This is a genomic window from Streptomyces sp. NPDC048389, assembly GCF_040706335.1.
GTDB lineage: Bacteria > Actinomycetota > Actinomycetes > Streptomycetales > Streptomycetaceae > Streptomyces.
On record NZ_JBEZKP010000013.1, the window covers coordinates 55,609 to 82,020 of the forward strand.

The following is a 26,412-nucleotide window of genomic DNA, read 5'->3' on the forward strand; positions in this document are numbered from 1 at the left end:
TCGTCAGTCGCATTGGAGTCGGAGCCGAAGAATCCGAGTTGTCGCGGACACAACATCCGCATGGCGGTCGGATGAGTTCCGCGCAGGGCAGCGCCGCGTACGCTGCGGGCCATGAACGCAGCACTGAGGATCGCGGTGGTGACGGGCGCGGGTTCCGGCATCGGCCGGAGCGTCGCACTCGAACTGGCACGAACAGGGCAGGACACGGCCGCCGGTCCGACGGTTGGCCCGAAGTGGGCAGTGGCACTCGCCGGTCGGCGTAACGAGACGCTCGAGGAGACCGCGGCGCTGATCCGTGACGTCCGGCAGGACGCGGAGGTGCTGTGCGTCCAGGCGGACGTGACGGACCCGGAGGCAGTGGCCGTGCTCTTCTCCACCGTCCGCGAGCGCTACGGCCGGCTGGACCTGCTGTTCAACAACGCGGGTACGTTCGGCCCCGGCGGCGTCCGCTTCGAGGACCTGCCGTACGAGGCGTGGCGCAAGGTCGTCGACACCAACCTGACGGGCGCGTTCCTGTGCGCACAGGCGGCGTTCCGCCAGATGAAGGAGCAGACGCCCCAGGGCGGCCGCATCATCAACAACGGCTCGATCTCGGCACACACGCCGCGCCCGAACTCCGCGCCGTACACGGCCACCAAGCACGCACTCACCGGCCTGACCAAGTCACTGTCTCTCGACGGCCGGCCCCACTCGATCGCCTGCGGCCAGATCGACATCGGCAACGCGGCCACCGACATGACGAGCGCCATGCAGTCGGGCGTCCTCCAGGCCAACGGCGAACTGGCCCCGGAGCCGGTGATGGACGTGGGCGACGTGGCACGGACCGTACGCCACATGGCGGAACTGCCGCTGGAGGCCAACGTGCAGTTCGCGACGGTACTCGCGACGAACATGCCGTTCATCGGACGCGGCTGACGGACCGCGCCCGGAGGGGGCCGGGGTCCGCACCGGGGCTGGACGGATCCATGGCAGGCTGGCGCCATGGAGCGCGAGGATCACCCGGATCGCTCGGATCACCGACATCACCGGGGTGGCTGGGACCGCCGTAACCCACGGGACAGTCGGGACGGCCGGGATCAGCGGGACAGCCGGGATCACTGGGAGAGCATCGGCCGCCTGCACGCCTGGCTGCAGGAGAACAGCACACATCCGCCGGAGCAGGAGGTGCTGCTGCGGGTACTGAAGCTCTCCGAGGAGGTCGGCGAGGTCGCACAGGCGGTCATCGGCGCGAAGGGCCAGAACCCGCGCAAGGGCACCACGCACAGCTGGCAGGACGTGGAGTCGGAGCTGTGCGACGTCGTCATCACGGCCATGGTGGCGCTGCGCACCCTCACCCCGGACGCGGCGGAGACCTTCACTTTCCACCTGGACCGGGTGGTGAACCGCTCCCTGGACGGCTGACGGCCCCGCGCGGCAGGCGATGCGCGGGGTTTCAAGTCCGCCACGCTCGGAAGACTTCCGGGTGGGGGACACGGCGTCACGCCGCAACGGACCGATGGGGGGCCGGAGTTGGGCTTTCGATGCGCATCGTGCGACGGCCCGGACGCCCGCCTGGACGCCCGCCGGCGCACCGTTCTGTGCAGCCGGTGCGAGCGCACCGGGCGGACCGCCGGCCGTGACCCCGTCCGGCTGGGCGAGGTCCTGACGGCCGCCGGGGCCGACCTGGCGTTCGCCGCCCTGCCGGACCGCGACACCCCGCGCCGTACGTCCTGCCGCCACTGCGGAGCCACCGCCGAGTGGCACCGGACGGCCGCCGGCCGCTGGATGCTGCTGGAGCCGGGCACGCAGCCCGCCGAGTCCGTGCCGCCAGGCCGCCGTCGGCACACCGCCGTCGACCTCCGTGCCACCGCGCCGTCCGCCGTCTGCCGCGTCGGCCACGCCGACGTCTGCCCGGCCCGCTCCGCCCCGCCCGACACCCCGGCCCTGCTCGCCCTGTGGCGGCGCAACGCCCGCCAGCGGGTCTGAGCACAGCGGGCCAGCCCGGCCCCGCGCCACTGCCGCCTCCTGAAGGATGACCGTTCAACGTCAACGTCCCTGTCCGACAGGTGAGTTACTGCCCGGTTACGGTGGATCCCGGTTTTTCGATCGAGTACTGTCCGTGACGCTGTCGCCACACCAGGGGCGCAGGGCCCCTATGGGACTAGCGACGGCGTGAAGGACCAGACCTCTGTTGACCACAGCAGTTGAACTCTTCACCGTCCAGCCGTACACACCGCACTGCCAGGTGATTCACGACGAAGGTGAACACGCTGTCATCGGTATCTCCCCGGGGAACTCGTACTTCTCCGCGCAGCGCGTCACCGACCTGGCCCACTGGGGCGCCCGCCACTTCCGGCAGGTCGACCTCGTCTACACCGATCTCCATGTCGCGGACATGTACGTGGCCCTCGGCTATCCACCCGACGACGCACGCCGCAAGGCCGTGAAGAACCTCCGCGGCGTACGCGCCAAGGTCACCAACGCCGCCCGGGACGCCGACCCCGCGGGCAGCCGCGTACACGCCAGGCCCATGTCGGACCTCACCACCGGCACGGCCTACCGCGAACTCCACGCCCATCTGAGCGAACTGCTCGCCCACGACCACGATTTCCGCACGACCTGCGACGCGCTGGTCGACACGTTCCTCTCCTCCAAAGTGCTGGGCGGCGGGACCAGCACCGCCCACCAGCGTGAGGTCTGTCTGCGGTACATCGCCGCCGAAGCTCCCCTGTTCCTCGACACCCCGGCCATCCTCGGCGTCTCCTCCTCGCTCAACTGCTACCACCAGGCGCTGCCCCTCGCCGATCTGCTCTACTCCCGCGGCTCCGGCCTCCGCGCCTCCCGCAACCAGGGACACGCCATCGTCACTCCCGCCGAAGGGGACCAACCGTGACCAGCACTGACACCCTGCTCGACTTCCCGTTCTCCGCACGCGGCGACCGTCTCCCGCCGCAGATCGAGGCCCTGCGCGCCGAGCCCGTCAAGCGCGTGCGCACCATCGCCGGCGACGAGGCATGGCTGGTGTCCTCGTACGCCCTGTGCAAGCAGGTCCTCGAGGATCCGCGGTTCAGCCTCAAGGACACCTCCGCCCCCGGTGTGCCCCGGCAGTACGCGCTGACCATCCCGCCCGAGGTGGTCAACAACATGGGCAACATCACCGGGGCCGGGCTGCGCAAGGCCGTACTGAAGGCGATCAACCCGAAGACCGAGGGACTCACGGACTGGATGCGCGGCCATGCGGAGGACCTGGCCGACGAACTCCGCGCCTACGGACCGCCGGTGGACCTGAGGGGCCGGTTCGCCAACCCCTATGCCGAGCATCTGCACTGCCGCATCCTCGGCGTACCCCAGGCGGACGCGCACCGCCTCGCCGCCAGTCTCGACATCGCGTTCATGAACTCGGCGTACCCCGTCACCGGGGCACGGCTCAACTGGGACCGCGACATCGCCTACATGGTCCACCGGCTCGACGATCCCGCGACCACGGGACTCATGGCCGAACTCGCCACCCTCCGGGGCCGGCCCGGCTACACGCACCTCACCGACGAGATGCTCGCCACCGTCGGCGTCACGATGTTCGGCGCGGGCGTCATCTCCACCATGGGCTTCCTCACCATGGGACTCTTCTCACTGATGCAGAATCCGCAGGTGTGGGACCAGCTCCAGAAGGCCCCGGAGAAGATCCCGGCCGCGGTGGACGAGCTGCTGCGCATCAACCTGTCCATCGCCGACGGGCTGCCCCGCCTGGCCCTCGACGACATCGAACTCGGCGACACGGTGGTGAAGCGGGGCGAACTCGTCCTCGTCCTCGTCGAGGCGGCCAACACCGACCCGGCCGAGTTCCCGGACCCGCACACCGTCGACATCGACCGGGCCAACGCGGGCACCCACCTGTCGTTCGGCGGTGGCGCGCACTACTGCCCGGCCACCGCCCTCGGGAAGAAGCATGCCGAGATCGCGATCGAGGTACTCCTCGACAGGATGCCCCGCCTGCGTCTCGCGGTCCCCGTCGACCAGCTCGTGTGGCGCACCGGGTTCATGAAGCGCATCCCGGAGCGCCTGCCCGTCGCCTGGTAAGAGCCCACCGGGCGGATCCGCCCACCGCACCACACCGGCTCCGGCCCACCGGCCGGGGCCGGCCGGTGGTCTACGCGGCCAGGTGGCGGATTCCCGCCCGGCTCGGAGGCACCGTCGAGGCCTGGATTCCGATGACCTCGACTTCAACGCCCCACGCCTCAAGGAGCTTGGCCGCCTGCACGAGGGTGACCTGGGAAAACGGGAAGAGTGTGTCGGCGGTGAGATCGGTTCCGTTCTTCAGCAGGATCGCGAAAATGACCTTCGAAGGCCGAAAGCCCTCCGGCAGCCCTCTGCCGGGTCGGGCCGTAGCCACCTTCCGAGCGAACCCGTCCATGGCCTCCGGCGAGTGGAGCAGGCTCTGCACGGCGACCACGGCCTGACCGAACAGATGACTCAGCGCGTCGGACCCCTTGGCCCGCTTCACCATGACCAGGACGTCATCCGGGCTCAGCAGGTCGCAGATCTCCACGCCGTTGCCCCGGTGAAGCGCGGTCCGGACGTTGTCACGGTCGAAGCAGACGTACCCGGGCCGCAGGTCGGGCACCGACTCGTTGTAGTCCCGCTCCTTGTCCCCGAGCACCCAGGCCGGAAGGTCGATCGAGGGCGCGTCGGTGATGAGCCGCTCCACCTGTGAACGGATTGCCTCCAGGTACGCCTCACCGATCTCGTACCACTGCCCGTCCAACAGGAAGTACCGGCGCGCACCGAGCGCCACCTGCGCCTCGATCCACCGCAGCACGCTCGATGTCCAGATGACGTCGGCCTTCTCCGCCCGGGTGTGCGCCAAGAGGGTGACACTGCCGTCCCGGAGCGCGGCGAAGCGCGTTCCCGCCCTCTGCACGCGGGCCCGGTTGAGGACGTACTCCAGGCTGAAGTCGTCGGTGACGTAGGCGTCCTTGCTGTGCACCTTGGTGGCGAACGCCTGAGCGGCGCCGTAGTCGTCCCATCGATCGGACGGGACGGCGACCGCGATACGGCCGTCCGGCTGCTCGCCGAGCATGTCGTCGAGCCGTTCCTCCAACCGCGCGACGAGGTCGTCGTCCTTGACCGGAACAATGTGCTCGACGAACTCCAGTTCCGGAGTCGGGGCCTCGTCCCGGAGGACACCGGCGATGGCCCGGATGTCCGCGACCAGGTCCGCGGCGTCGATTCCGAGGCGCATCCGCAGCCCGGTACCACCCTCGACGCTGGAGATCTTCGTACGGTTGTCCTGAGCGATCGTCAGCTGGAGTGCGTCCAGCCGACCACCCAGCCGCCGCACGATCTGTGCGTGCTCCTGGACACCCAGACTCCAGACCGGAGCGCCGCCGGGCACGAGGGTGATGTCGGTCCGGCCGCCGCCCGGTGTGTGGGAGACCATGTCCCGGATCTGGGCGGGGTCCACCTTGCGGATCACGAAACTCAGCCCGAACCGCCGGTCCTTGACCCGGTCGGGCACCAGGCGGAAGCCCTGGTCGTAACCGACGGCGTACACCTCGTCATCGACCGCGAGCATCAGCAGCCCGGCCGACCGGTTCACGGGCCGCGACACCTCGCACCCGGTCGTGCGATTGATCTCGCCGCACCAGCTCGCGACCGGCTGCTCGAAGCTGCCGGTGACCAGCAGCGCCGGAACACCCAACCGCTCCTCCGGAAAGTGCAGCTCCGCGTCAACTGCTTCGAGCCGATTCGGGTCGAGGACGTCGAACATCGCCTCGATCGTGGGAGCGACACCCGTGAGCCGGTACAGGGTGCGCTTGGACGTGCCGGAAGTGCTGGTGGCCATGGTGCCGCTCCATTCGAATCGACGCTTTGTGGGCAGAGAGATGCCCGAGAGACCGGGGAAGCCCGGAGCCAAGTGAAAGCACAACCAGTAGAGCGACACCTGAAAGCGCTGTCAAACACTTCACGCGGATTGAGGGTCGGTATAGAGTGAAGCCGTCCAGCACGCTCGCCCCACGTCACCCGGCAGGAGCCCATGAACCCGCAGGCCAGTGCCCTCGTGACCGCCGCCGACATCTCCCGGCTGGCCGGCGTGACCCGCGCCACGGTGAGCAACTGGCGTCGTCGCCATCCGGACTTCCCCGCCCCTACGGGAGGCACGGACGCCAGCCCCACATACGATCTCGACGCGGTGCGGGCCTGGCTCTACGCCCGTGGCCAACTTCCCGAGGACACACCGGCGGACCGGCTTCGCACTGCGCTGCGCGGCCACCCCGGCGACGGCGAACTGGCCCTGCACCTGCTCCCTGTCGTGCTCGCGGCCGCCCGGCTGGACCGGAGAGAGAGCGAAGCCCTTCCCGAGCTGCGTGACGACGCACTTCTGCGTTGGGTCCGGTCAGCCGCGAGTGACGGAGCCCAGGACATCCTGGGAACCGAGGACACCGCATACGGCCCCGAGGCGGCCGGGCCGCTGAGGGCGTTGTTGCGGACCGTCGCCGCGGATGGCGCCGAGACTGCGACGGATGTCCTGACCGAACGCCTGCTGGAGGACACCGGGGGCACCGGCACCTACCTCACGCCGCGACCGTTGGCCGCCCTCATGGCCCGGCTTCTGACCGACAGCACGGGCGCTTTCCCGACGACCGTTCTCGACCCCGCGTGCGGTACCGGAACGCTGCTCGCCGCTGCGGCATCCGCCGGTGCGACCGGCCTGTGCGGCCAGGACGTCCTGGCCGCACAGGCCGCCCAGGCCGCAGTACGGCTCCGACTGAGCGCCCCTGAGGCTGCCGTCACCGTACGTGCGGGAGACAGCCTGCGCTCGGACGCCTTCAAGGGCCTCACCGCTGACGCCGTCCTCTGCAATCCTCCGTACGGAGTCCGTGACTGGGGGCACGAGGACCTGGCGTACGACCAACGCTGGGCCTACGGCGTGCCGCCCAAAGGCGAGCCCGAACTCGCCTGGGTCCAGCACTGTCTGGCCCATCTCGCGCCCGGGGGGCGTGCCGTACTGCTCATGCCGCCCGCGGTCGCGGAGCGCACCGCCGGCCGGCGTATCAGGGCTCAGCTCGTACGCGACGGAGCCCTCCGCGCGGTCATCTCACTTCCCCAGGGCGCGGCCACCCCGCTCCACATCGGCCTGCACCTGTGGGTGCTCGAACGGCCCGATCCGCAGACAGAAGCGCCGGGGACCGTTCTGCTCGTCGATGCGGCCACTGCCAGGAACCGGGACCTCGACTGGGCCGCCATCGACGACACCGTGCTCTCGGCGTGGCGGCCGTATCTCGCCGACCGGGACGGCTTCACCGGAGCCCCGGGCATCGCCGGCGCCGTACCGATCACCGATCTCCTCAACGAGGCCGTGGACCTGACTCCGGCCCGCCACATCCGCACGGCTTCCCGGCAGACTCTGCGCCCCGCCCTACTGGCCCGGCAGGCATCGGAGCTGTACGACCGACTCCACCGAGCCGCAAGGGACCTGACCAGCCTCAGCACCGAAGGCGACTGGCCACCGGCCGACGACCACCCCTGCGACTGGCGCACGGCAACGGTCGCGGATCTTCTGCGCGGTGGCGCTCTCAGTCTGCTTCGCACCGCACCCGGAAGCCGCCGGACTCGTAGCGGCCAACCCCTACCGCAGCCCGAACCGGAACGCGGCGGACGACCGACGCTCACGGCAACCGACGTCATGAAGAACCGACCCGCGTCCGGAACGGATGCGGACCTTCCCACCGGCGCTGCTCTCACCTTGATCCAGGGAAGAGACGTGCTGCTCACAGAGACGCTCCGGGTGGGGCACAGCGCCGTGGCCCGAGTCGTGGAGCCGGACGATGCAGGCTGCTCCCTCGGACCCCACCTGCTGCTGTTCCGCCCGGATCAACGTCGACTCGACCCCTGGTTCCTGGCCGGGTTCCTCGCAGCGGAGCAGAACGTCAACGCTGCGGCCACCGGCACATCCGTCGTTCGAGTGGACCCCCGACGACTACGCGTTCCTTTGCTCCCACTCGCCGAACAGCAGCGCTACGGCGCCGCGTTCCGCCGCCTGCACGAGCTGCGCACCGCCGCCCGCCGTGCCGACCAGACCGCCGAGGACGTCACACGTCTCCTCACCACCGGACTTACCGGCGGCGCGCTGTTGCCGCACGGTCACGGATCGGCGTGAAACGCGCGGCCCGGCACCGCGAACGGCCAGACTTGACCTCTCCGTCCCTCGGGGACGGCGAAACTCCGGAAGGACAGCGTTGAACAGCAGTAAGCACACGGAACTGGCGAACCATGCGTGGTCGGTCGCCGACCTCCTGCGCGGCGACTACAAGCAGTCCGACTACGGCAAGGTGATCCTGCCGTTCACCGTGCTGCGGCGCCTGGAGTGCGTCCTCGCCCCGACCAAGGGCAAGGTCCTGGAGGTCGCCGCCCGCTACGAGGGCCAGGACATCAACCCGGACCGCTTCCTGCGCAAGGCGTCCGGCCACAGCTTCTACAACACCAGCACCTACACGCTGAAGGCCATCGCGGGCGACGCCTCGCACGCGGCGAAGTACCTTACGGAGTACTACGGCGCCTTCTCCCCCAACGCGCGGGAAGTCCTGGAGCGGTACGACTTCGCCCAGCAGATCAAGCGGCTGGACGCGGCGGACCTGCTGTACCAGGTGGTCGGACGGTTCGCCGACCTCGACCTGCGGCCGGTGAAGAGGGACGCGGACAACAATGTCGTGGTCGACGAGCACGGCAAGCCGATCGAGATCGTCACCAACCACCAGATGGGCTACGTCTTCGAGGAGCTGATCCGGCGCTTCGCCGAGCAGTCCAACGAGACGGCCGGTGAGCACTTCACGCCCCGGGAAGTCATCCGGCTGATGGTCAACCTGCTCGTCGCACCGGACAGCGACGCGCTGGCCCTGCCGGGCACCGTCCGCACGGTCATGGACCCGGCCTGCGGCACCGGCGGCATGCTCAGCGCGGCCGAGGAGCACATCACCGCCCACAATCGGGACGCCACGGTCAAGGTCTTCGGCCAGGAGCTCAACCCCGAGTCCTGGGCCATCTGCCGGTCGGACATGATGATCAAGGGCCAGGACCCGGAGAACATCAAGTTCGGCAATTCGTTCAGCGACGACGGCCACGCCGGAGCCACCTTCGACTACCTGCTGGCCAACCCGCCGTTCGGGGTGGAATGGAAAAAGGTCAAGGGCGCGGTCGAGGACGAGCACGAACGCCTCGGTGAGAGCGGGCGCTTCGGGGCCGGCCTCCCCCGCATCAACGACGGCTCGTTGCTCTTCCTCCAGCACATGATCTCGAAGATGAAGCCGGTGGACCCGTCCGGGTCGGGCGGCAGCCGCATCGCGATCGTCTTCAACGGCTCCCCTCTGTTCACGGGGGCGGCAGAGTCAGGTGAGTCCAGGATCCGGCAGTGGATCCTGGAGAACGACTGGCTGGAGGGCATCGTCGCCCTGCCCGACCAGCTCTTCTACAACACCGGGATCTCCACGTACTTCTGGGTGCTCAGCAACCGCAAGGCCAGGGACCGGCGCGGCAAGGTCGTCCTGCTGGACGCCCGCGGCTACTGGCGCAAGATGCGGAAGTCCCTCGGGGACAAGCGCAAGGAACTGGGCGAGCAGCACATCTCCGAGATCACGAGGCTCTACACGGAGGCGCTGGCAGTCGTCGACGCGGCGGAGAAGGGCGGCGGCCACGACCTGGCCGACCGGGCCGGGAAGATCAAGATTTTCCGCAACGAGGACTTCGGATATCACCGGATCACCGTCGAACGGCCGTTGAAGCTCCGCTTCGAGGTGACGGAGGAGACGCTTGCGGCGATCACCTCGTCGAAGCCGATCACACGGGCCACGGACGCAGAGGCGTTCGCGGAGGCGCTGCGCCCGCTGGTCGGCAAGTCCTGGACAACGAAGTCCGACGCGTGGATCGACCTGAAGGACGCGGTCGTCGCGGCCGGCCTGTTGTGGCCGACGGGTGCACCGTTCGGCAAGGCGCTACGGGAAGCGGTCGGCGTCCGGGACCCAGAGGGCGAGGTCCAGCGCATCAAGGGCGAGCCGGAACCGGACCCGGAGCTGCGGGACTACGAGAACGTGCCGCTGAAGGAGGACGTGGAGGAGTACTTGCGGCGGGAGGTACTGCCGCACGTGCCGGACGCGTGGATCGACCACAACAAGACGAAGGTCGGGTACGAGATCCCGTTCACGCGGCACTTCTATGTGTACAAGCCGCCGCGACCGTTGGCGGAGATCGACGCGGAGTTGAAGGCTCTGGAGAGCGAGATCCAGGCGCTGCTGGGTGAGGTGACGAAGTGACCGGGCCAAGCACGACGACGCTCCGCTCTGCTGCGGAAGTCTCTCTTGGAAGGCAACGATCCCCTCAGCACTCTGAGGGCGAGCACATGGTGCGTTATCTGCGAGCCGCCAACGTAAAAGACGGCACGCTGGACCTCGCCGATGTTCAGTCGATGAACTTTACCCCAGCCGAACAGAATGTCTTCGCGCTGCGAGCTGGCGATGTCCTCGTAAGCGAAGGCAGCGGGAGCCTCAGCAGCGTAGGCGCTTCAGCGGTTTGGCGCGGTGAATTGGAGGGCATCGTCTGTTTCCAGAACACTCTGTTGCGCCTTCGCCCCCGGGTCGGCGTTGACGGACGATACCTGGAATGGTGGGCTCGCTCGGCGTTCGGCTCTGGAGTATTTGCGTCGATTTCATCAGGCGCGAACATCTACCATCTGAGTGCTGAACGGGTACGCGCACTCCCAATCAGCCTGCCCCCGTTGGAGGAGCAGCGCCGCATCGCCGACTTCCTCGACGCTGAAACCGCCCGCATCGGCGGTTTGGACGCGTCCCGGTCCGCACAACTGAGGCTCCTCTCAGATCGCGAACGAGCGATGCTGGACCACTCATTCGGAGAGGCAAGATCCGGGGTTCCGACGCGACTCAAATATCTATTTTCTGTGCGCCCTCGCTACGGCGTCCTGGTTCCGGTATTTACAGATGACGGCGTCCCCTTCATCCGGGTCAATGACCTCCTTGACTTGGAAGGACGGGCCGATGGGTTGCGCAATATCCCGAGCGAATTGTCAGCGCAATACACCAGAAGTGTTGTCCGGCCTGGCGATCTGCTGATGAGCGTTGTGGGAACGCTTGGGCGCACAGCAATTGCCCCCGCAAGTTTGACTGGAGCGAACATCGCGCGAGCCGTGTGTTCGATGCGTTTCATGCCTGATGTAGAAGTGCAACTTGTCGAAGCCTGGATCGGCTCGAGTTCATTTAACGAGCAGGCTCTGATCGCCACGAGCACAGACACGGCCCAGCCAACGCTTGGCATGGAAGACCTGGGAAACTTTTCACTGACTTGGCCATCGGACCCGCAAGAGCGGAGGCACATGATTCGAGAGATCGATCGCATCCAGAGCTCCATGAGGAGCCTGAGCAAGAAGCTGGAACGCCAAAAGGCGGTTCTCACCGAGCGTCGCCAAGCCCTCATCACCGCCGCCGTCACCGGCCAGATCGACGTGTCCACCGCCAGTGGGCGAGGGATCGAGGAATGATCGCGCCATGAGCCCCGCCGCGTCTCACCGCCCGATGCCGTTCATCACCCGTGTCCGAGTCGACAACTACAAATCCATCGCTCATTGCGACGTGACTCTCGGCCGGTTCACCGTGCTGCTCGGGTTGAACGCCGCTGGCAAGTCGAACTTCCTCGATGCCCTGCGCTTCGTACGCGACGCGCTGGTGAACGGCCCGGCCGAGGCCGTGGCAGCGCGCGGCGGGTGGGACGAGGTTTTGCGCCGGGTCCCTGAGCCGGCGGCCTCCTGCACCATCGGGCTGGAATTTCACCTGCCGGCGATCGCTCACGACACAGAGCCCTGGGCAGGACGGTACGAGATCACCCTCGCACCGACGGCTGTCAGCGGGGCGGGGCGGGATGCGGAGTCCGGTGTACGCGTCCGGCATGAGTACTGTGAAATGCGTCACCCTGGCGCCAAGGGTGCAACTGACAACGAGTACTTCGAGTCGTTCCTCGTGCCGTACGGCACCGGGTCGAAGCGCCGTCAGAAGCTGCTGGGGCTTTCGCAGAGGGCCGACACGGAGCCGTTCGGTGAACTCCACGACGCACTGACCGAGATGTTCTTCTACAGCCCCGACCTGGCCAATCTGCGCAAGGCCAGCCCGAACACGCCGACCGCCGGAGCCCTCGGCGAAGACGGCAGGGACCTCGGCCCCGCCCTGGCCACCCTCGGGGATCAGGAACGTGACCGCGTCTCGCAGTACCTCGGAGTGATCGTGCCCGGTGTCGTGGAGGTCGGTCCCACCGACCCCTCCGCCGACTACATCGCGGCGCGGATCAACTTCGCCACCGAAGGCGAGACCGAACCGCACGTTTTCCGGGCAGAGTCCATGTCGGAAGGGACCATCCGGGCCATCGGCCTGCTGACCGCGCTTTTCCAGCCCGATGCCCGTGAAGGCTGGATTCCGCTTATCGCCGTCGAAGAGCCCGAGTTGGCGCTGCACCCACTCGCGGCCGGGGCTCTCTACGACGCGCTCACAGAAGCAAGTGAGCACGTGCAGGTCTTCGCGACCACCCAAAGCGCGGAGTTGTTCGACCGCAAGGAGGCCGACCTGTCGGCCATCCGCGTGGTCGCCGCCGAGCACGGAGTGACGGTGATCGGCGAGGTGGACCCCGTAAGCCGGTCAATCGTGGCCGACGGTCTGGCGACCACCGCCGAACTGCTGCGCTCCGACCAGTTGCGCCCGGTCGTCGAACCTCCCGCCCGACCGGACGAGCAGCCGGAGGGTGAGGAGTGAACCAGCCGAGAGTCACGATCGCCTCCGTCGTCGAGGGCGAGGGCGAGATCAGCGCACTCCCCGTCCTCCTCCGAAGGCTGATGTACGAGGCGGAGATCTGGGACGCGGACATCCAGCCGCCCTTCCTGGTCGACCGCGGCCGACTCGTCCGGCCGGGCGGTCTGGAAGCCGCCGTGGAGGCCCAGGCGCGACGCGTACCCGCCGAACATCCGGGTGGCATCCTCGTCGTGATCGACGCCGACGACGACTGCCCGGCCAGCCTCGGGCCTTCGCTGCTGGCCCGGGTCCAAGCAGCCCGCCCGGACCGCCGCACGGCCGTCGTACTGGCGAACCGGGAGTTCGAGGCGTGGTTCCTCGCGTCAGCGCCCTCCCTCGGCGGCCGGGCGGGCCTCACCGAGCACCTGGAGATCCCGCCCAACAGCGAGACGTTACGCGACTGCAAGGGCTGGCTGACCCACCACCGGCGCGACGGAGTGCGCTACCGCCCCCGCGTGGACCAGCCGGCACTGACCCAGGACATGGATCTCGCCCTGGCCCGCGCCAACTCACCGTCCTTCAACAAGTTCTGCCGCGACATCACGTACCTGATCACCGGAAAGCGGGGGGAATAGCAACTCATGTCCGTCCACGACGAAGCAGCATTCGGGAACGCCATAGCCGCCGCCATGTTGGAGCGCGGGTGGACCGAGGGAAACCGGTCGCACTACCAACCCCACCTCGGCCTGGACACCGCCCAGCTCTTCGAGTTCATCGGCAAGACCCAAGCCGACGACTGGGCCGAACTGATCGCTCGCTACGGCGGTGATCCCAACACCGCCCAGGCCGGGTTCGCCAAGCGCGTGGACCAGGCGATCGGCACCGACGGTGTGCTGGACGTACTCCGCAAGGGCGTGAAGGACCACGGTGTCCTGATCAGGCTCGCGTACTTCAAGCCGTCGCTCATCGCGTCGGACGCGGTCCTCGACGACTACCGGGCGAACCGGCTGACCTTCGTCAAGGAGCTGGAGTACGCCGCCAAGCAGACGGACAAGGGCAAGCGCCTCGACCTCACCCTCTTCCTCAACGGAATCCCGCTGGCGACCGCAGAGTTGAAGAACGCCCTCACGCGCCAGGGCGTGGAGGCGGCCAAGGACCAGTACCGCATGGACCGCGACCCCACCGAGCTGATCTTCGCACGGCGGGTGATCGCGAACTTCGCCGTGGACACGGACCTGGTGTTCGTCGCGCCTGAACTGCGCGGCAAGCTCACGCGGTTCCTGCCCTTCAACACGGGCTCGGAGGGACCGGGGAAGCCCGGCGGCGCGGGAAATCCGGCGCCCACCGTCCCCGGGACGTACGCGACTTCCTACCTCTGGGAACAGATCTGGGAGCGGGACACCTGGCTGGACCTGATCGAGCGGTTCGTGCACCTCAGCAGGGAGAAGGGCGCGGACGGGCGGACACGCAAGAAGCTGATCTTCCCGCGCTACCACCAGTGGGACATCGTCAAGAAGCTCGCCGACCACGCCGCCCGCCAGGGTGCCGGTCACAACTACCTCGGAATGGCCTCCGCCGGTTCCGGCAAGTCGAACACCATCGGGTGGCTGGCGCACCGCCTGTCGTCGCTGCACACGCCCGCCGACCCCGCCGAGATCGACCCCGATGCCCTGGCCGCCGGGCTCAAGCCCGGTGCGCCCGTGTTCGACAAGGTCGTGATCATCACCGACCGCCGCAATCTCGACGCCCAGCTCCGCGAGACGGTGGGCAGTTTCGAGAAGACCGCCGGTCTGGTCGTGAAGATCGACGAGAAGCACGGCGCAAAGTCCGACCAACTCGCCAAGGCGCTGTCCCGCGAGACCGGGAAGATCATCACGGTCACGCTGCACACCTTCCCCGCCCTCATCGACTACCTGCGCCGCAACCCCACAGAGATACAGGGCCGCAACTTCGCGATCATCGTGGACGAGGCGCACTCCTCGCAGTCCGGCGACGCGGCCACGGCCGTCCGCGCGGCGCTGCGTGACCTCGGTCTGGACTCGGACTCCGACGAGGCCGGGGCGACCGAGGTGGAAGCGGCGGCGGCCACCACCGAAGCCAGGCTCATCCGCAAGGCCACCCAGCGCAGCAAGGCCTCCAACCTCTCCTACTTCGCGTTCACGGCCACGCCCAAGGCCAAGACACTCGAACTCTTCGGCACCCTGGACACCGTCGACGGCAAACCGGCGTACGTCCCCTTCCACACGTACTCGATGCGCCAGGCCATCGAGGAAGGGTTCATCCTCGATCCCCTGCGCACCTACGTCACGTACGACACGTACTGGAAGCTGGTGAACAAGAACCCGGACGAGCGCGAGGTGGACCCGTCCAAGGCGAATCCGCTGCTCGCCCGGTACGCGCTCACGCACGACTCCACCGTGACCCAGCAGGCGCAGGTGATCGTCGAGCACTTCCGTACACACACCGCCGGCCGGCTCGGCGGACGTGCCAAGGCCATGGTGGTGACGGCCTCCCGGCACAGCGCCGTGCAGATGGCCCGTGCCATCAGGAAGTACATCGGCGACAACGCGTACGCCGACCCCGGCGTCCTGGTCGCGTTCTCCGGCAGCCTGACGTACGACGGCGAGGAGATCACCGAGCCGAAGGAGAACGGCGGCCTCGCCGAGTCAGCGCTGCCGAAGGCGTTCGCGTACACACGCAAGGACGACAAGGCCGTGCGCACGGGCGGGACGGCGACACAGCGCGAGTACCGCATCCTGGTCGTCGCCGAGAAGTACCAGACCGGCTTCGACCAGCCGCTGCTCACCACGATGTACGTGAACAAGAAGCTCGCGGGCATCAGCGCCGTCCAGACCCTCTCCCGTCTGAACCGCACCGCCGACCGCAAGTCGCAGGCGGATTTGGCCGTACTGGACTTCGTCAACGACGCCGAGGACATCAAGGAGTCCTTCCGCCCGTACTTCGAGGAGGCGAACACCCTCCCCTCCGACCCCAACCTTCTCTACACCGCGCAGAGCCAGGTCATGCAGCCCGACATCCTCGTCGAGGAGGAGATGCGGGAGTTCGCGGATGCCTATCTGGCGGCCGAGGAGAAGGCGGCGGGCTCGGTGACCCGCTGGGAGAAGCTGCACGCCGAGTTGTACCGGCATCTGGGTCCAGCCGTCGGGCGGTTCACCGAGCTGCTGGACCGCAAGGACGAGGCGGGCGACCCCGACGAGGAAGCCGCGGAGGCCGCCGAGCAGTTCCGCGCGGATCTCAACGACTACGTACGGAAGTACGGCTTCCTCTCGCAGATCGTGCCCTACCGCGACGCCGACCTCGAATGCCTCTACCTCTACGGCCGCCACCTGCTCAACCGTCTGCCGCGGCGCGGAGACGGCGGCGTGGACATAGGTGACGTCGACCTCAGTCACCTGCGCATCCAGAAGACCGGCGAGCACGACCTCGCGCTGACCGCCGAGGGAGCGGCGGAGCTGCGCGGCTTCGGTGAAGGTGGGGGCGGCGCCAAGGAGCAGGAGAAGTCGCTGCTGTCGGAGCTGATCGAGAAGTTCAACGACAAGTTCGGCACCGACTTCACCGATCAGGACGTGATCACGCCGTTCTCGGAGGCGAAGGCGGACCCGAAGGTACGGGCCGCCGCCGTCAACGACGAGGAGAACTTCGGTCTCGTCTTCGACGAGGTCTTCGAGGACAAGATGGCCGAGCACATCGACACCATCGCCGACATGGGGCGGCAGTACTTCAGCCACGACGACAGTTTCAAGCAGTCACTCAACCAGAGTGCGCGCCGGGCTGCCTGGCGGATGATCCGCCGGGAGGAGAACATCGACGACGAGGCGGCCTGACCCGTCCGGCCCTCCGTCCCCTCCCTGCCGACCACTCCCCCGGTCAGCCTCCCTGGTGGAACGAGAGCCCGGCGATCACGGACGTACCGCGCGTGGGGCGGGGCCGGACGGTCCAGGCGGTGGCGAGGCTGTTGACGAGGATCAGACCCCGACCGCACTCGGAGGTCGTGTCCGGGTGGGCCAGTGCCGGCTTACCCGGACCCGGGTCGGAAACGGCGAGCCAGTAGTGTCCGTCGGCGGGCCACATGACGAGTTCGACGAGGTCTCCGTCCTCCCCGCAGGCACCGTGGCGGATGGCGTTGGTGACCAGCTCCGAGGTCAACAGTCCCAGGTCATCGCCGAGATGGGGCCGAAGACCGTGCGGCAGCGATGCGGCGACGGCGTGCCGGGCCCGCCGTACGGAGGCGGGGTGGGCGGGGAAGCGCCAGTAGTCAGGGACGAGGGGGATCTCGGGCATGGCGAACTCCACGACTCTGTGAGGGTTTTGGGGTCGCCGGTGGCTTACCGCCCTGGTCGCGGGCACACCCGTCCCAGGGCGGACGGGCATGCTCGCGCGGTGCGCTTCCGGCATTGCGGTGTGTAGCGTGCGCGATACTCACGGTAGGAGATGGGGGCCATATTTGCCATGCCATTCGCAACAATGGCCTCGATACGGTGAACTGGCGCCCATCGAAACCCATGCGACGAACGCCTCGCGGCACGGAAGGTACGACATGCCACCAAGAACGATCCTCACCCAACGGCAGAAGCGCCTGGGAAGTGAACTGCGCAGGATGCGCACCAAGGCCGGCATGTCGGCGGAATACGCCGCGGGGCTCCTCGGCGTCGATCGGAGCAGGATCTCCAACATGGAGTCCGGACTGCGCGGAATCAACGCCGAACGGCTGCGTACGCTGGCCTGCAACTGCGACTGCACCGACGAGAAGTACATCGACGCCTTGGCCGAGATGGCGGAGCCGAGCGAAGCAGGGTGGTGGGAGCGCTACCGGGGTAGCTTGCCTCAAGGCCTGCTGGACATTTCCGAAACGGAGGCCAGCGCAGTGCGTCTGCGGGGCGCGAACACCGTGCACGTGCCAGGGCTGCTCCAGACATCGGCGCACGCCATGGCCATCTTCCGCGCCGTCGTCCCGCAACTTCCCGAGCATGAGGTCGCTCTCCGACTGGCACACCGTTCGGAGCGCCAGAAGGTGATCATCGGCGACAACCCGGCCCCGTACGTGGCTGTGATCCACGAGGCGGCGCTGCGCATGCAGTTCGGCGGACGAGACGTTGCCCAGGCACAGTTGGAGTATCTGCTGGAGGTCTCCGAGCGGGACAACGTCACAGTGCTCGTCGTCCCGTTCAGCCACGGCGCCTTCCCCGGGGCAGGACACACAGTCGTCTACACCGAGGGCCCTGTGCAGCAGCTCGATACCGTGCAGGTGGACAACTCTCATGGTCCTGTCTTCCTGCATGCTGAGGGCCAGCTCGCGAAATATCGGGCACAACTCGACCTGTTGGAAGACTTGGCACTGTCTCCAGAACGGTCCCGCGACTTCATCCGCCAGATCGCCCAACAACTATGAGGAGAAGCCAAGATGGCTGACATCACCTGGGATGCCCCGTTCTGCGGCGAGGGCAGCTCCTGCTTCCGCCTCGGCACCGACGCCGACGGCAACGGCTACATAGCCGTCAACGGGCAAGAGGACCGGTACCTCACCGACTCCCTCGAAGCCCTGCGCACCCTCATCACCGACATCAAGGCGGGCAAGGCCGACCACCTGCTGTAACTCCTGTCGCGCGCCCCGCGAATGGGTACCGTGTACAGCGATCGGCTGACGTGGCATCAGGACGACGGGGGCGCATCGCGTGTCGCAGGCAGGGAGAATCGGCGAGCAGGGCCGCTATGAGCTGATCGAGGAGATCGAGTCCGGCGGTATGGGCACGGTCTGGCGCGGCTACGACGCCGTCCTCGACCGGGAGATCGCGGTCAAGCTCATCCGGCCCGACGTCGTCGCATCGCCCGCGCAGGCCGAGGAGTTCACCCGCCGCTTCGAACGCGAGGCCCGCGTCACCGCTCGGATCGGGCATCACGGGGTGCCGCAGGTGTTCGACGCGGTACTGGACGAGGCGTCGTACGACCGGCTGTACCTGGTGATGGAGTACGTGCGCGGGGTCTCCCTACGCAGGGTGCTGGCCGGCGCGGAGGACGGAACGGCGACGCTGCTGCCGGTGAGCTGGGCCGCGTCGATCGCGGCGCAGATCTGCACGGTCCTTTCGTACGCGCACGCCATCCCTGTCGTGCACCGCGACCTGAAGCCGGACAACGTCCTGATCGCCGCTGACGGCACGGTCAAGGTGCTGGATTTCGGCATCGCGAAACTGCTGCGCACGGACGTCACCCGACTCACGGCCACGGGCAGCCGGATCGGCACCAGCCGTTACATGCCGCCCGAGCAGATCGACTGCGCGCAGATCACACCGCTGAGCGACCTCTACGCGCTCGGCTGCGTGCTGCACGAACTTCTCGCCGGAGAGCCGGTCTTCTGCGGCGACAACGAGTACCAGCTTCTGCACCAGCACATGAACGTGCCGCCGAAACCGTTGCGCACCCTGCGGCCCGAGGTGCCGGAGGACCTGGAGGCGCTGGTCCTGGACCTGCTGGCCAAGGTGCCCGAGCAGCGTCCGGCCGACGCGCACGCGGTGTACGAACGCCTGTCGCCGCACCTGCCGCAACCGGGATCGGCAGCCGAACCCTTGGCCCTCGCCCACGACGGCGCCCCTTCCGCAGTTCCCGACCCGACGGTGGTGTACCGACAGCCGAACGCACCCCTGCGGCGGCCCACGCCACCCGCGCCCTCGCTCGGGCCGGTGGCTCCCGTACCGGTCCCGGCGCGCGTCGACACCGCGCTGCGGGACGCGATCCGGGACGCCTATGCCCGGTCCGCGGACCTCGCCGAGAGCGGGCGGTTCGCCCAGGCCGCCGATGTCCTCAAGGCAGTGATCGCCACAGCGGCCACGACCCTCGGTGCACACAACTCCCGTGTGCTCGGTCTGCGGCGGCAGCGCGCGGCGGTCCTCATGGCCGGCGAGGACTTCCGGCGTGCGTTGCCCGAGTTCGACGCTCTGGCCGCCGTCTACGCCCGTACAGTCGGACCGGCCGACGAGAGCACGCTGGAATGCCGTCGGCACGCCGCCCACTGCCGGGCCAACCTCGGTCAGGCAACCGTCGCTCTGCGGGAGTTCCAGGAGGTACTGGAAGTCGTGTCCGACGCGGCCGGGGACGCCTCCGAAACCGCTCTCGACCTGCGCCGGAGTATCGGCGTGCTCCTCTTCTCCGAAGGCCGCCGCGCCGAGGCCGAGGGGGTCCTCGACGCCCTCCACGAGGACATGTGCGTCCTGCTCGGCGAGGACCATGAGGAGACCCACGAAGTCGCCAATCTCCTCGCCCGAGTGCGCGGCCCGGAGGGACTGCGCCCTTACTGACGTCCTGCCGGTGCGGTGTTCACGCCGTCAGGCCTCGTCCTCTTCGCTGTGGATGCGCTGAGCCAGATCCCACAGGCTCAGGCCATCCGACTGGAACCAGCGAGCCGTACCCTGATTGGCAACCGGGCGGTCGCCCCAGTCGGCGTCCGCCCACATCTTCGACACCAGCCCGGACGGCGAGTACTGCTGCTCGTCGTACGCCCACAGGATCGACTTGGTCCGGTGATTGACCCAGGTCGCCTGGCGTCGGCGTTCATCTTGGACAAGCCACTCCTCCATGGCGTCGCGCTCGGGCTCGTTCAGAGCCACGTAAAGGAGGGGGGCTCCGTCCTTGATGACACGGCGGTCGACAAGGAGCGGCACGGTGTTCGGGCGCCGCGGCTTGCGCTCCTTCGCGGGAGGCGCGGGAACGGCGACGCCATCGGCCAGGTCGCCGAGGACATGCTTCGCGAGCTCCCGACACGTCTCCGCGGTCTGGAAGGCAGTCCTGATCTGCGGACGCGGCCCGTAACGAGTGACAATCTGATGGGTCAGCCGACGCACCAGATCCGGTACGAGGGCGGGAATCCTCTCCAGGACCTCGCTGTCCCAGTCGAAGTCGGGGTCATCGATACTCGTGGCGCCGAGATGCTGGAAGATCAGGTGGGTGACGAGGAAGCCACCGTGCTCGGTGGTCGCGGCCTCGCGGCTGTTCTGACCGCTGCCCAGTTCGTAGACCGCGCTCCGTGCCGCGCGCAGCGTGAGCACGGAGCGCCACACCTTCTGGGGGGAGGGTTCGCGTTTGAACAGCAGGGTGTGGCTGCCCTTGGGACCCTGCTCCCAGAGGTTCTCCGTCGAACTGGCGGCCCGGGCGGCCTGTCCCGCATCCGGGTACAGGCATGCGAGTGCGAGAGCGAGTTCGTCCAGTGAACAGCCGGTCTCGGGCGCGGCGACCGGCTCGCCGCGCTTGATCACGTACTGCTTTCGCAGTTCGGCGCGAAGGTTGGCCTTGATCGCCTGGTGCACAGGCTCGAGCGAGATGTGATCGCGCTGCTCGATGGCGTTCTGCCGGTTCGCCGCCTGCGAGACCTGGACGCCGAATTCCCGGTCTTCATGCGTGTTGATGACCTTGATGCTCAGGGTGGCGTTGGCCGCGGCCTCACCGTCGTCGTGCATGGCCCTGGCGACAGCCCGTACGGTCTGAGCACCGTTCACGATGCTCGCCCCGGCCACGGTGAGCGTGGTCGGCCTGCTCTGCGGTGCCTTGGCGCTGTCGTGCTTGGCCGTGAGCGAGTCGCAGATCATGGTGATGCCGTTGTTCAGGTGCCAGAATTTCGTGGGATCGGACGTAAGGGTCTGACCGATCTCCGCATTCGTGAGAGTGGTCCCGAGCGGGGCCCGGAGGTTCTGCTCGAACAGGCCGGTCCCGTGCGTCTCGTACCACTCGGCGACGCTCTCGGCGGAGACCGTGCCCTGGTAGGCCTCGAGTGGTCCCTTCTGCTGGTACCAGTCGTCAAGGCGTACATCCAGGCAGATCGGCTCCGGCCGAAGATCCGCGTGGATCTGGTCATGGAAGTCCGCGGCGTACAGCACCTCGACACTCAAGCGGGCACCGTGCTTGTTGAACTCGTCGAGAGCGTTGTTGAGAACCTCGAGCGCCGGCGGCGAGGGCTCCACGGTGCCCATCAGCGCGATGAGCAGAGTGGCCTTCTTGTTGACGATGAACGGCCTGGCTTCCAGAGCGAGGGCGCCTGCACGCTGGTTGAACTGGTCGTACAGTTCGTTCTCGATCCGGTTCAGGCCATCCACCATCGCCTTGGCGGCGTCCACATCGAAGGTCGCCGTGCCCTTGTCGCTCCACTTCGCCTGGACGAGCAGGGCCTGCCCGCTCTCCGGCAGGGGGGCGATGGCGTCCAATCCCTGGTCCGCGATGCCGTCCGTGACAAACCGGGCCGCCTCGGCCACAGTGCATTGGGCCAAGCGCCGTACCGCGAGGGCCGCGAGGGCACGGGAGAGGAAGCGCTGTTCGTAGTTGCCCCCTCGGAAGTGGGCGATGTCGCTGTCGTCTATCACCCCGCCGAATGTCTCGTGCAGCTGCTCGCGGACCTGCGTTACCTGGCGAGGTGTGTCCGCCCCCGAGGTGGCCATGGATGGTTGCCTTCCCACTGGTGTCTTGTTGATGGCCTAGCAGCCGTAGATCGTGATCCTGCTGGTAGGGGCCGGTGCGGGCATGGGTGCGGCCACCGTTGATCATCGTGAGTTGTGTGGACTAACGAAGAGACGGTGGCCGCAGGTCACAGCATAGATCCCGCCCGTTGGCGGGACGCGTTCGAGGGCCTGATGAGCCGGATCGCCGGCCGCTTCGCCCGGGTCGAACCCCGGCGCAGGGCGGCGCGGTTGGTCCTCGGTCTACTGGCCGACCTGCCACGCAAGAACTGCTGGACCATCGCCGAGTGGGCCGGCGAGAGCACTCCGGACGGCATGCAGCACCTGTTGGGCAGGGCCAGGTGGGATGCCGATCAGGTCCGCGACGACGTATGCGGCTACGTGGTGGAGCACCTGCACGACGACCGGGCGGTGCTGGTCGTCGACGAGACCGGCGACGTGAAGAAGGGCACCGGCACGGTCGGCGTCCAACGCCAGTACACCGGCACCGCCGGCCGGATCGAGAACTCCCAAGTCACCGTCTACCTGGTCTACGCAGGTCAGCGCGGCCACGCCGCAGTGGACCGGGAACTCTGCGTTCCGCGTTCCTGGACCTCCGACCCCGACCGCTGCCGCGCCGCGGGCCTTGCGGAGGAAGCCGCCTTCGCCACCAAGCCGGAGCCGGCCACTCGTATGATCGCCCGGTTCCCGGACGCCGGCCACCAGGCTGCCTGGGTTGCCGGCGACGAGGTCTACGGCGGCAACCCCAAGCTGCGAACCGCACTGGAGGAACGCGGCACCGGCTACGTTCTCGCGGTGGCCTGCTCGCACGAAGTCACCACCGGTGCAGGGAAGTTCCGTGCGGACATCCTGGCCAAGAAGGTGCCCAAGCGGGCTTGGCAGAAGCTCTCCGCAGGGGCAGGGGCCAAGGGCCACCGCTTCTACAACTGGGCAGTCATCGACCTCGCCGACCCCCGCCCCGGCAGCCGCCGGCTGCTGATCCGCCGCAACCGCAGCACCGGCGAACTCGCCTACTATCGCTGCTACTCGCCCGCATCCGTGCCGCTGACCGTGCTGGTCAAAGTCGCTGCATCAAGGTGGCGGGTGGAGGAGTTCTTCCAGTCGGGCACGGGCCTGGCCGCACTCGACGAGCACCAGGTCCGCCGCTGTACCTCCTGGTCCCGCTGGGTCACCCTCGCCATGCTCGCGCACGCCTTCCTCGCCGTCGTACGCGCGGACTGAGCACACCCGCCCCGCACCCGATGCCCTCACCCCGCTCACCTGCAACGAGATCCAGCGCCTGTTCATCACCCTCGTCGTCCGCCCCGTCCATACAGCTGCACACCGGCTCGGCTGGTCGAACTGGCGGCGCCGCCACCAGGCCCGATCCCAGGCCAGCCACTACCGGCAACAAGCCACTCGGGCATGAAGATCACGATCTACGGCTGGAGTACTAGGGTCATCGTCGAAGTCCTGGCAAGTTCTGGCAAGTTCCTCGCTCCACGGCGTAGCCACGGGCAAGCTCAGGCACACAGATCGTCACCGACGTTCGAGGAGGACATCATGGCCCTGGTTGAGCTCGGCAAAGACCCGGAGAGTCCTAGCGGCGGATCGCCCACCATCTACCCCGACGACGAGAAGGACAGCTACCTCGTCCAGGGGTGGAAAGTGGAGGACGCCGAGCGTCTCGGGAAGATGGACATTCCTGGCCACGAGTCGGTGGTAGAGATCCCTCGGCGCATGGTGCAGTTCTTCCTGGAGCTGAGGCAGGACACCAAGGACGCCGACCCGGAGGTGAAGAAGGATGACGCGGACCCCGACGTTTGAGGAGCTTTTCCGCGACTGCCAGAGGACAGCCGTCCACCTGGAGATGCGCGACGCCTACATGAAGTCCGACCCGGCCTTCGTCGACTGGAAGGCCGGCATGGCCCTCGACCCTGCCGAACGCTGGGCTGACTGGCACGCGATCGTCACGGAAGCGACCTCGCGGGGCGTCGAAGTCCGGCGGGCGCGCATTGTTTCGACGCCCGTCAGCGAGTACATCCGCTTCGAGTACGACGTGACCGACGGGCTGAACATCGCCGCCGGGGAAAGCGTGCGCTGGCTCTCACGCCGCGACGCCACCAGCCTGGCGCTTCCGGGCAATGACTTCTGGCTGTTCGACTCCAGCCTCGTACTCGTCAACCACTTCGACGGCGAGGGCGAGAACATGCTGTTGGAGCTGACAGCAGACCCGGAGGTGGCGAAGCTCTGTGACTCGGCCTTCGAAGCCGTGTGGCAGCGGGCCACCCCACACGCAGAGTTCGAGCTGATCTGACAGCTCTAGCCACATCGACATGACATCACCATCTTCGAGCGTCCAGGAAGCCCGCCAAGCGCTCGGAAAGCGACTGGCCGACATCCGCCTTGCCGCCGGAATCACCAAGCGGGAGTTGGCCAAACGTTGCGGCTGGCACGAATCGAAGGCTTCGCGCTTCGAGAGGGGCACTCGCGCCCCCTCGGAGCGCGACCTTCGCGCTTGGTGCGCGGCCTGTGGCGCGCAAAGCCAAGCGGAAGACCTCATCTCGACGGCCCGCGGAATCGAGGGCATGTACGTCGAGTGGCGAGACATGGAGGCCAACGGCCTCAAGCTGGCCCAGGAGTCTGTGGTCCCTCTCTGGGAGCGCACAGAACGCTTCCACATTTACTCGCCGTGGCTCATTCCTGGCCCCGTACAGACGGCCTCCTACATCACTGCCCTTTTGACTTCCCTCCGCGACCGTCGAGGAATCATCGACGACGTGCCGGCCGCAGTGAAAGTACGCGTCGAGAAGCAACAGGTCGTCTACGGGAAACACACGTTCGCCATCATCCTGGAGGAAAGCGTCCTCCGAACCCGCATCGGCGGCACTGACGTGATGGCGGGGCAGCTCGGTTACCTGCTGAGCGCTATGGCGCTGCCGTCCATCAGCATCGGCATCATCCCCCAAGACGCCGACCGCTCGGGCCTGTGGCCCGTCGAGGGGTTCTTCCTCCACGACGACGAGCTGGTGAACGTCGAGCTGATCTCGGCACACCTCACCATCGTCCAGCGGCACGAACTTGCCATGTATGCCAAGACATTCGCTGAACTGGCCGAACTTGCCGTCACGGGCGCCGCTGCGCGTGAACTCATCACCGCAGCCATCGAATCTCTAGGGTGAATCGCTGGCAAGTCCGGGCACACTCGTGGCCCCCCACCTGCCTCCCTTTCTAACTTCATTGGCACGGCTCAAAACGTGCCCGGAGGGGGCAGTGATGACGTTGGCAAGTATCGGCAAGGAAAAGGGACTAGTCGGGAACACGGTGGATGGGCCCCCGGCTGCCATCGACGTTGAGGCGATCTCCTCGCGCACTGACTCCGTTCTCACCATGCGGATGGACTCCTCGACCCGTGCGGACATAGACGGCGTCACGCCGGCCATCGTCCAGCAGCTCAACTCTCTGCTCGGTGAGGACTTGGGTGCGGAGGATGACCCGCAGGTGCGGGAGCTCGTCCGCACGGGCAACAACCTGATCGACCCCAAGAACCGGCCGACCGAGAACACTCCGGCTTTCGGAGCGTTTATCCACCTTCGGGACGTGGCAACGCTCACTCGTCGACTCCTCTGGATCTACACCGAACGCAACGGGCTGGGTGCGCCGTGAGCGTCAAGGAAGACCAGATCATCCGGGAGCTCTCCCACTACATCTACGAGCACCCGGACGAGCGGATGGCCTTGATGCCGGTGTACGACGCCGCCGTTGACCACTCGCGGCGCCAGGCTTGCACCCACGACCAGCGTTGCCCTCTCATCGTGACGGGGGCCGTCGTCGTGAACGAGGAGGGCTCCGTCCTCTGCCTGCGGAACGGACCCCGCTTCGCCCTTGCCGAGGCCGAGCCCGAAGACGAGGACGACACCCTTAGCGGCGCCGCTCTGCGCCTGTTGGCCGAGCAGGTCGGCATTCGGGACGTGTGGACCCAACCCGGCACCGAGAGCGCCTTTCTGGTCGACGTGACCAGGCCAGGACACCACCACTACGGACCTCGCCTCCGAGTCGGCATTCGCTACCTGTTCCGTGCCCACACCGGTGCGCTCTTCCCCTCGGCGATCGAGTTGGGCGCAGCGGCTTGGATGCCCCTCTCCGAGATCGGCATCGAGGCTGTCCATCGTCGCGTCGAGAGCCTCTTGGTCGGGGTCCGATGAATCACCGCGCCCAGCAGC

Annotated in this window: 22 protein-coding genes and 1 pseudogene; 20 read left to right on the forward strand and 3 right to left on the reverse strand. The window is 67.6% G+C overall.

Annotated features, from left to right (window positions below; all coding sequences use genetic code 11):
• Positions 1-111 precede the first annotated feature (111 nt).
• The 5 genes from AB0903_RS12595 to AB0903_RS12615 all read left to right on the forward strand — a co-directional run bounded on the left by AB0903_RS12595 (position 112) and on the right by AB0903_RS12615 (position 4,056).
• The gene (locus tag AB0903_RS12595; RefSeq protein WP_366701844.1) at positions 112-915 is read left to right on the forward strand and encodes an SDR family oxidoreductase; all 804 of its coding nucleotides are present in this window, start codon (positions 112-114) and stop codon (positions 913-915) included.
• A gap of 192 nt (positions 916-1,107) precedes the next feature.
• Positions 1,108-1,401 carry a MazG-like family protein gene (locus tag AB0903_RS12600; protein ID WP_366701990.1) on the forward strand — a complete coding sequence of 98 codons (294 nt, stop codon included), beginning with the start codon at positions 1,108-1,110 and terminating at the stop codon, positions 1,399-1,401.
• A gap of 108 nt (positions 1,402-1,509) precedes the next feature.
• Complete coding sequence (locus AB0903_RS12605; protein WP_366701846.1) at positions 1,510-1,965, forward strand: DUF6083 domain-containing protein; 456 nt, start codon at positions 1,510-1,512, stop codon at positions 1,963-1,965.
• Between the two features lie 205 nt (positions 1,966-2,170).
• Entirely contained in the window at positions 2,171-2,872 is a 702-nt protein-coding gene (locus AB0903_RS12610) for a tRNA-dependent cyclodipeptide synthase (RefSeq protein ID WP_366701848.1), read from the forward strand.
• Positions 2,869-4,056, forward strand: coding sequence for a cytochrome P450 (locus AB0903_RS12615; protein WP_366701850.1), 1,188 nt, complete (start codon positions 2,869-2,871; stop codon positions 4,054-4,056). Before AB0903_RS12610 ends, AB0903_RS12615 begins: the two co-directional genes overlap by 4 nt.
• A gap of 70 nt (positions 4,057-4,126) precedes the next feature.
• Here AB0903_RS12615 and AB0903_RS12620 read toward each other — a convergent pair whose 3' ends face one another.
• Complete coding sequence (locus tag AB0903_RS12620) at positions 4,127-5,821, reverse strand: TIGR04141 family sporadically distributed protein (protein ID WP_366701852.1); 1,695 nt, start codon at positions 5,819-5,821, stop codon at positions 4,127-4,129.
• 192 nt (positions 5,822-6,013) lie between these two features.
• Between AB0903_RS12620 and AB0903_RS12625 the strand changes: the two genes are divergently transcribed.
• The 6 genes from AB0903_RS12625 to AB0903_RS12650 all read left to right on the forward strand — a co-directional run bounded on the left by AB0903_RS12625 (position 6,014) and on the right by AB0903_RS12650 (position 16,600).
• On the forward strand, positions 6,014-8,137 hold the full coding sequence (locus tag AB0903_RS12625) for an N-6 DNA methylase (RefSeq protein WP_366701854.1): 2,124 nt from the start codon (positions 6,014-6,016) through the stop codon (positions 8,135-8,137).
• A gap of 79 nt (positions 8,138-8,216) precedes the next feature.
• Complete coding sequence (locus tag AB0903_RS12630; RefSeq protein WP_366701856.1) at positions 8,217-10,283, forward strand: class I SAM-dependent DNA methyltransferase; 2,067 nt, start codon at positions 8,217-8,219, stop codon at positions 10,281-10,283.
• Positions 10,284-10,369: 86 nt separating this feature from the next.
• A complete protein-coding gene (locus AB0903_RS12635; protein WP_366701858.1) occupies positions 10,370-11,521 on the forward strand; it encodes a restriction endonuclease subunit S in 1,152 nt (383 codons plus the stop codon).
• Between the two features lie 7 nt (positions 11,522-11,528).
• Positions 11,529-12,779 carry an AAA family ATPase gene (locus tag AB0903_RS12640; RefSeq protein WP_366701860.1) on the forward strand — a complete coding sequence of 417 codons (1,251 nt, stop codon included), beginning with the start codon at positions 11,529-11,531 and terminating at the stop codon, positions 12,777-12,779.
• A complete protein-coding gene (locus AB0903_RS12645) occupies positions 12,776-13,390 on the forward strand; it encodes a DUF4276 family protein (RefSeq protein WP_366701862.1) in 615 nt (204 codons plus the stop codon). The genes AB0903_RS12640 and AB0903_RS12645 overlap by 4 nt, the downstream gene beginning before the upstream one ends.
• Before the next feature lie 6 nt (positions 13,391-13,396).
• Positions 13,397-16,600 (forward strand): type I restriction endonuclease, encoded by a 3,204-nt coding sequence (locus AB0903_RS12650; protein ID WP_366701864.1) that lies wholly within the window; start codon positions 13,397-13,399, stop codon positions 16,598-16,600.
• Between the two features lie 43 nt (positions 16,601-16,643).
• Here AB0903_RS12650 and AB0903_RS12655 read toward each other — a convergent pair whose 3' ends face one another.
• Positions 16,644-17,057 (reverse strand): ATP-binding protein, encoded by a 414-nt coding sequence (locus AB0903_RS12655; RefSeq protein ID WP_366701866.1) that lies wholly within the window; start codon positions 17,055-17,057, stop codon positions 16,644-16,646.
• A gap of 256 nt (positions 17,058-17,313) precedes the next feature.
• On the opposite strand from AB0903_RS12655, the gene AB0903_RS12660 reads away from it, so the two are divergent.
• The 3 genes from AB0903_RS12660 to AB0903_RS12670 all read left to right on the forward strand — a co-directional run bounded on the left by AB0903_RS12660 (position 17,314) and on the right by AB0903_RS12670 (position 20,065).
• Positions 17,314-18,165 (forward strand): helix-turn-helix transcriptional regulator, encoded by an 852-nt coding sequence (locus tag AB0903_RS12660; RefSeq protein ID WP_366701868.1) that lies wholly within the window; start codon positions 17,314-17,316, stop codon positions 18,163-18,165.
• Positions 18,166-18,177: 12 nt separating this feature from the next.
• Positions 18,178-18,369: a hypothetical protein gene (locus tag AB0903_RS12665; protein WP_107454637.1), complete on the forward strand. Its 192-nt coding sequence runs from the start codon at positions 18,178-18,180 to the stop codon at positions 18,367-18,369.
• 79 nt (positions 18,370-18,448) lie between these two features.
• Entirely contained in the window at positions 18,449-20,065 is a 1,617-nt protein-coding gene (locus AB0903_RS12670; protein WP_366701870.1) for a protein kinase, read from the forward strand.
• A 27-nt stretch (positions 20,066-20,092) separates the two neighbouring features.
• Here the strand turns inward: AB0903_RS12670 and AB0903_RS12675 are convergent, their stop codons facing one another.
• Positions 20,093-22,192 carry an AIPR family protein gene (locus tag AB0903_RS12675; RefSeq protein ID WP_366701872.1) on the reverse strand — a complete coding sequence of 700 codons (2,100 nt, stop codon included), beginning with the start codon at positions 22,190-22,192 and terminating at the stop codon, positions 20,093-20,095.
• Positions 22,193-22,384: 192 nt separating this feature from the next.
• Here AB0903_RS12675 and AB0903_RS12680 point away from each other — a divergent pair.
• The 6 genes and pseudogenes from AB0903_RS12680 (at position 22,385) to AB0903_RS12705 (ending at position 26,394) form a co-directional block, all read left to right on the forward strand.
• Positions 22,385-23,618 (forward strand): annotated as a pseudogene (locus AB0903_RS12680) (IS701 family transposase).
• A gap of 134 nt (positions 23,619-23,752) precedes the next feature.
• A complete protein-coding gene (locus AB0903_RS12685; RefSeq protein ID WP_366701992.1) occupies positions 23,753-24,016 on the forward strand; it encodes a hypothetical protein in 264 nt (87 codons plus the stop codon).
• A complete protein-coding gene (locus AB0903_RS12690) occupies positions 23,994-24,506 on the forward strand; it encodes a DUF6879 family protein (RefSeq protein WP_366701874.1) in 513 nt (170 codons plus the stop codon). Before AB0903_RS12685 ends, AB0903_RS12690 begins: the two co-directional genes overlap by 23 nt.
• A gap of 19 nt (positions 24,507-24,525) precedes the next feature.
• The gene (locus AB0903_RS12695) at positions 24,526-25,371 is read left to right on the forward strand and encodes a helix-turn-helix transcriptional regulator (RefSeq protein ID WP_366701876.1); all 846 of its coding nucleotides are present in this window, start codon (positions 24,526-24,528) and stop codon (positions 25,369-25,371) included.
• Between the two features lie 94 nt (positions 25,372-25,465).
• Positions 25,466-25,855, forward strand: coding sequence for a hypothetical protein (locus AB0903_RS12700; protein WP_366701878.1), 390 nt, complete (start codon positions 25,466-25,468; stop codon positions 25,853-25,855).
• Positions 25,852-26,394, forward strand: a complete 543-nt coding sequence (locus tag AB0903_RS12705) for an NUDIX hydrolase (RefSeq protein ID WP_366701880.1) — start codon at positions 25,852-25,854, stop codon at positions 26,392-26,394. The genes AB0903_RS12700 and AB0903_RS12705 overlap by 4 nt, the downstream gene beginning before the upstream one ends.
• Positions 26,395-26,412 lie beyond the last annotated feature (18 nt).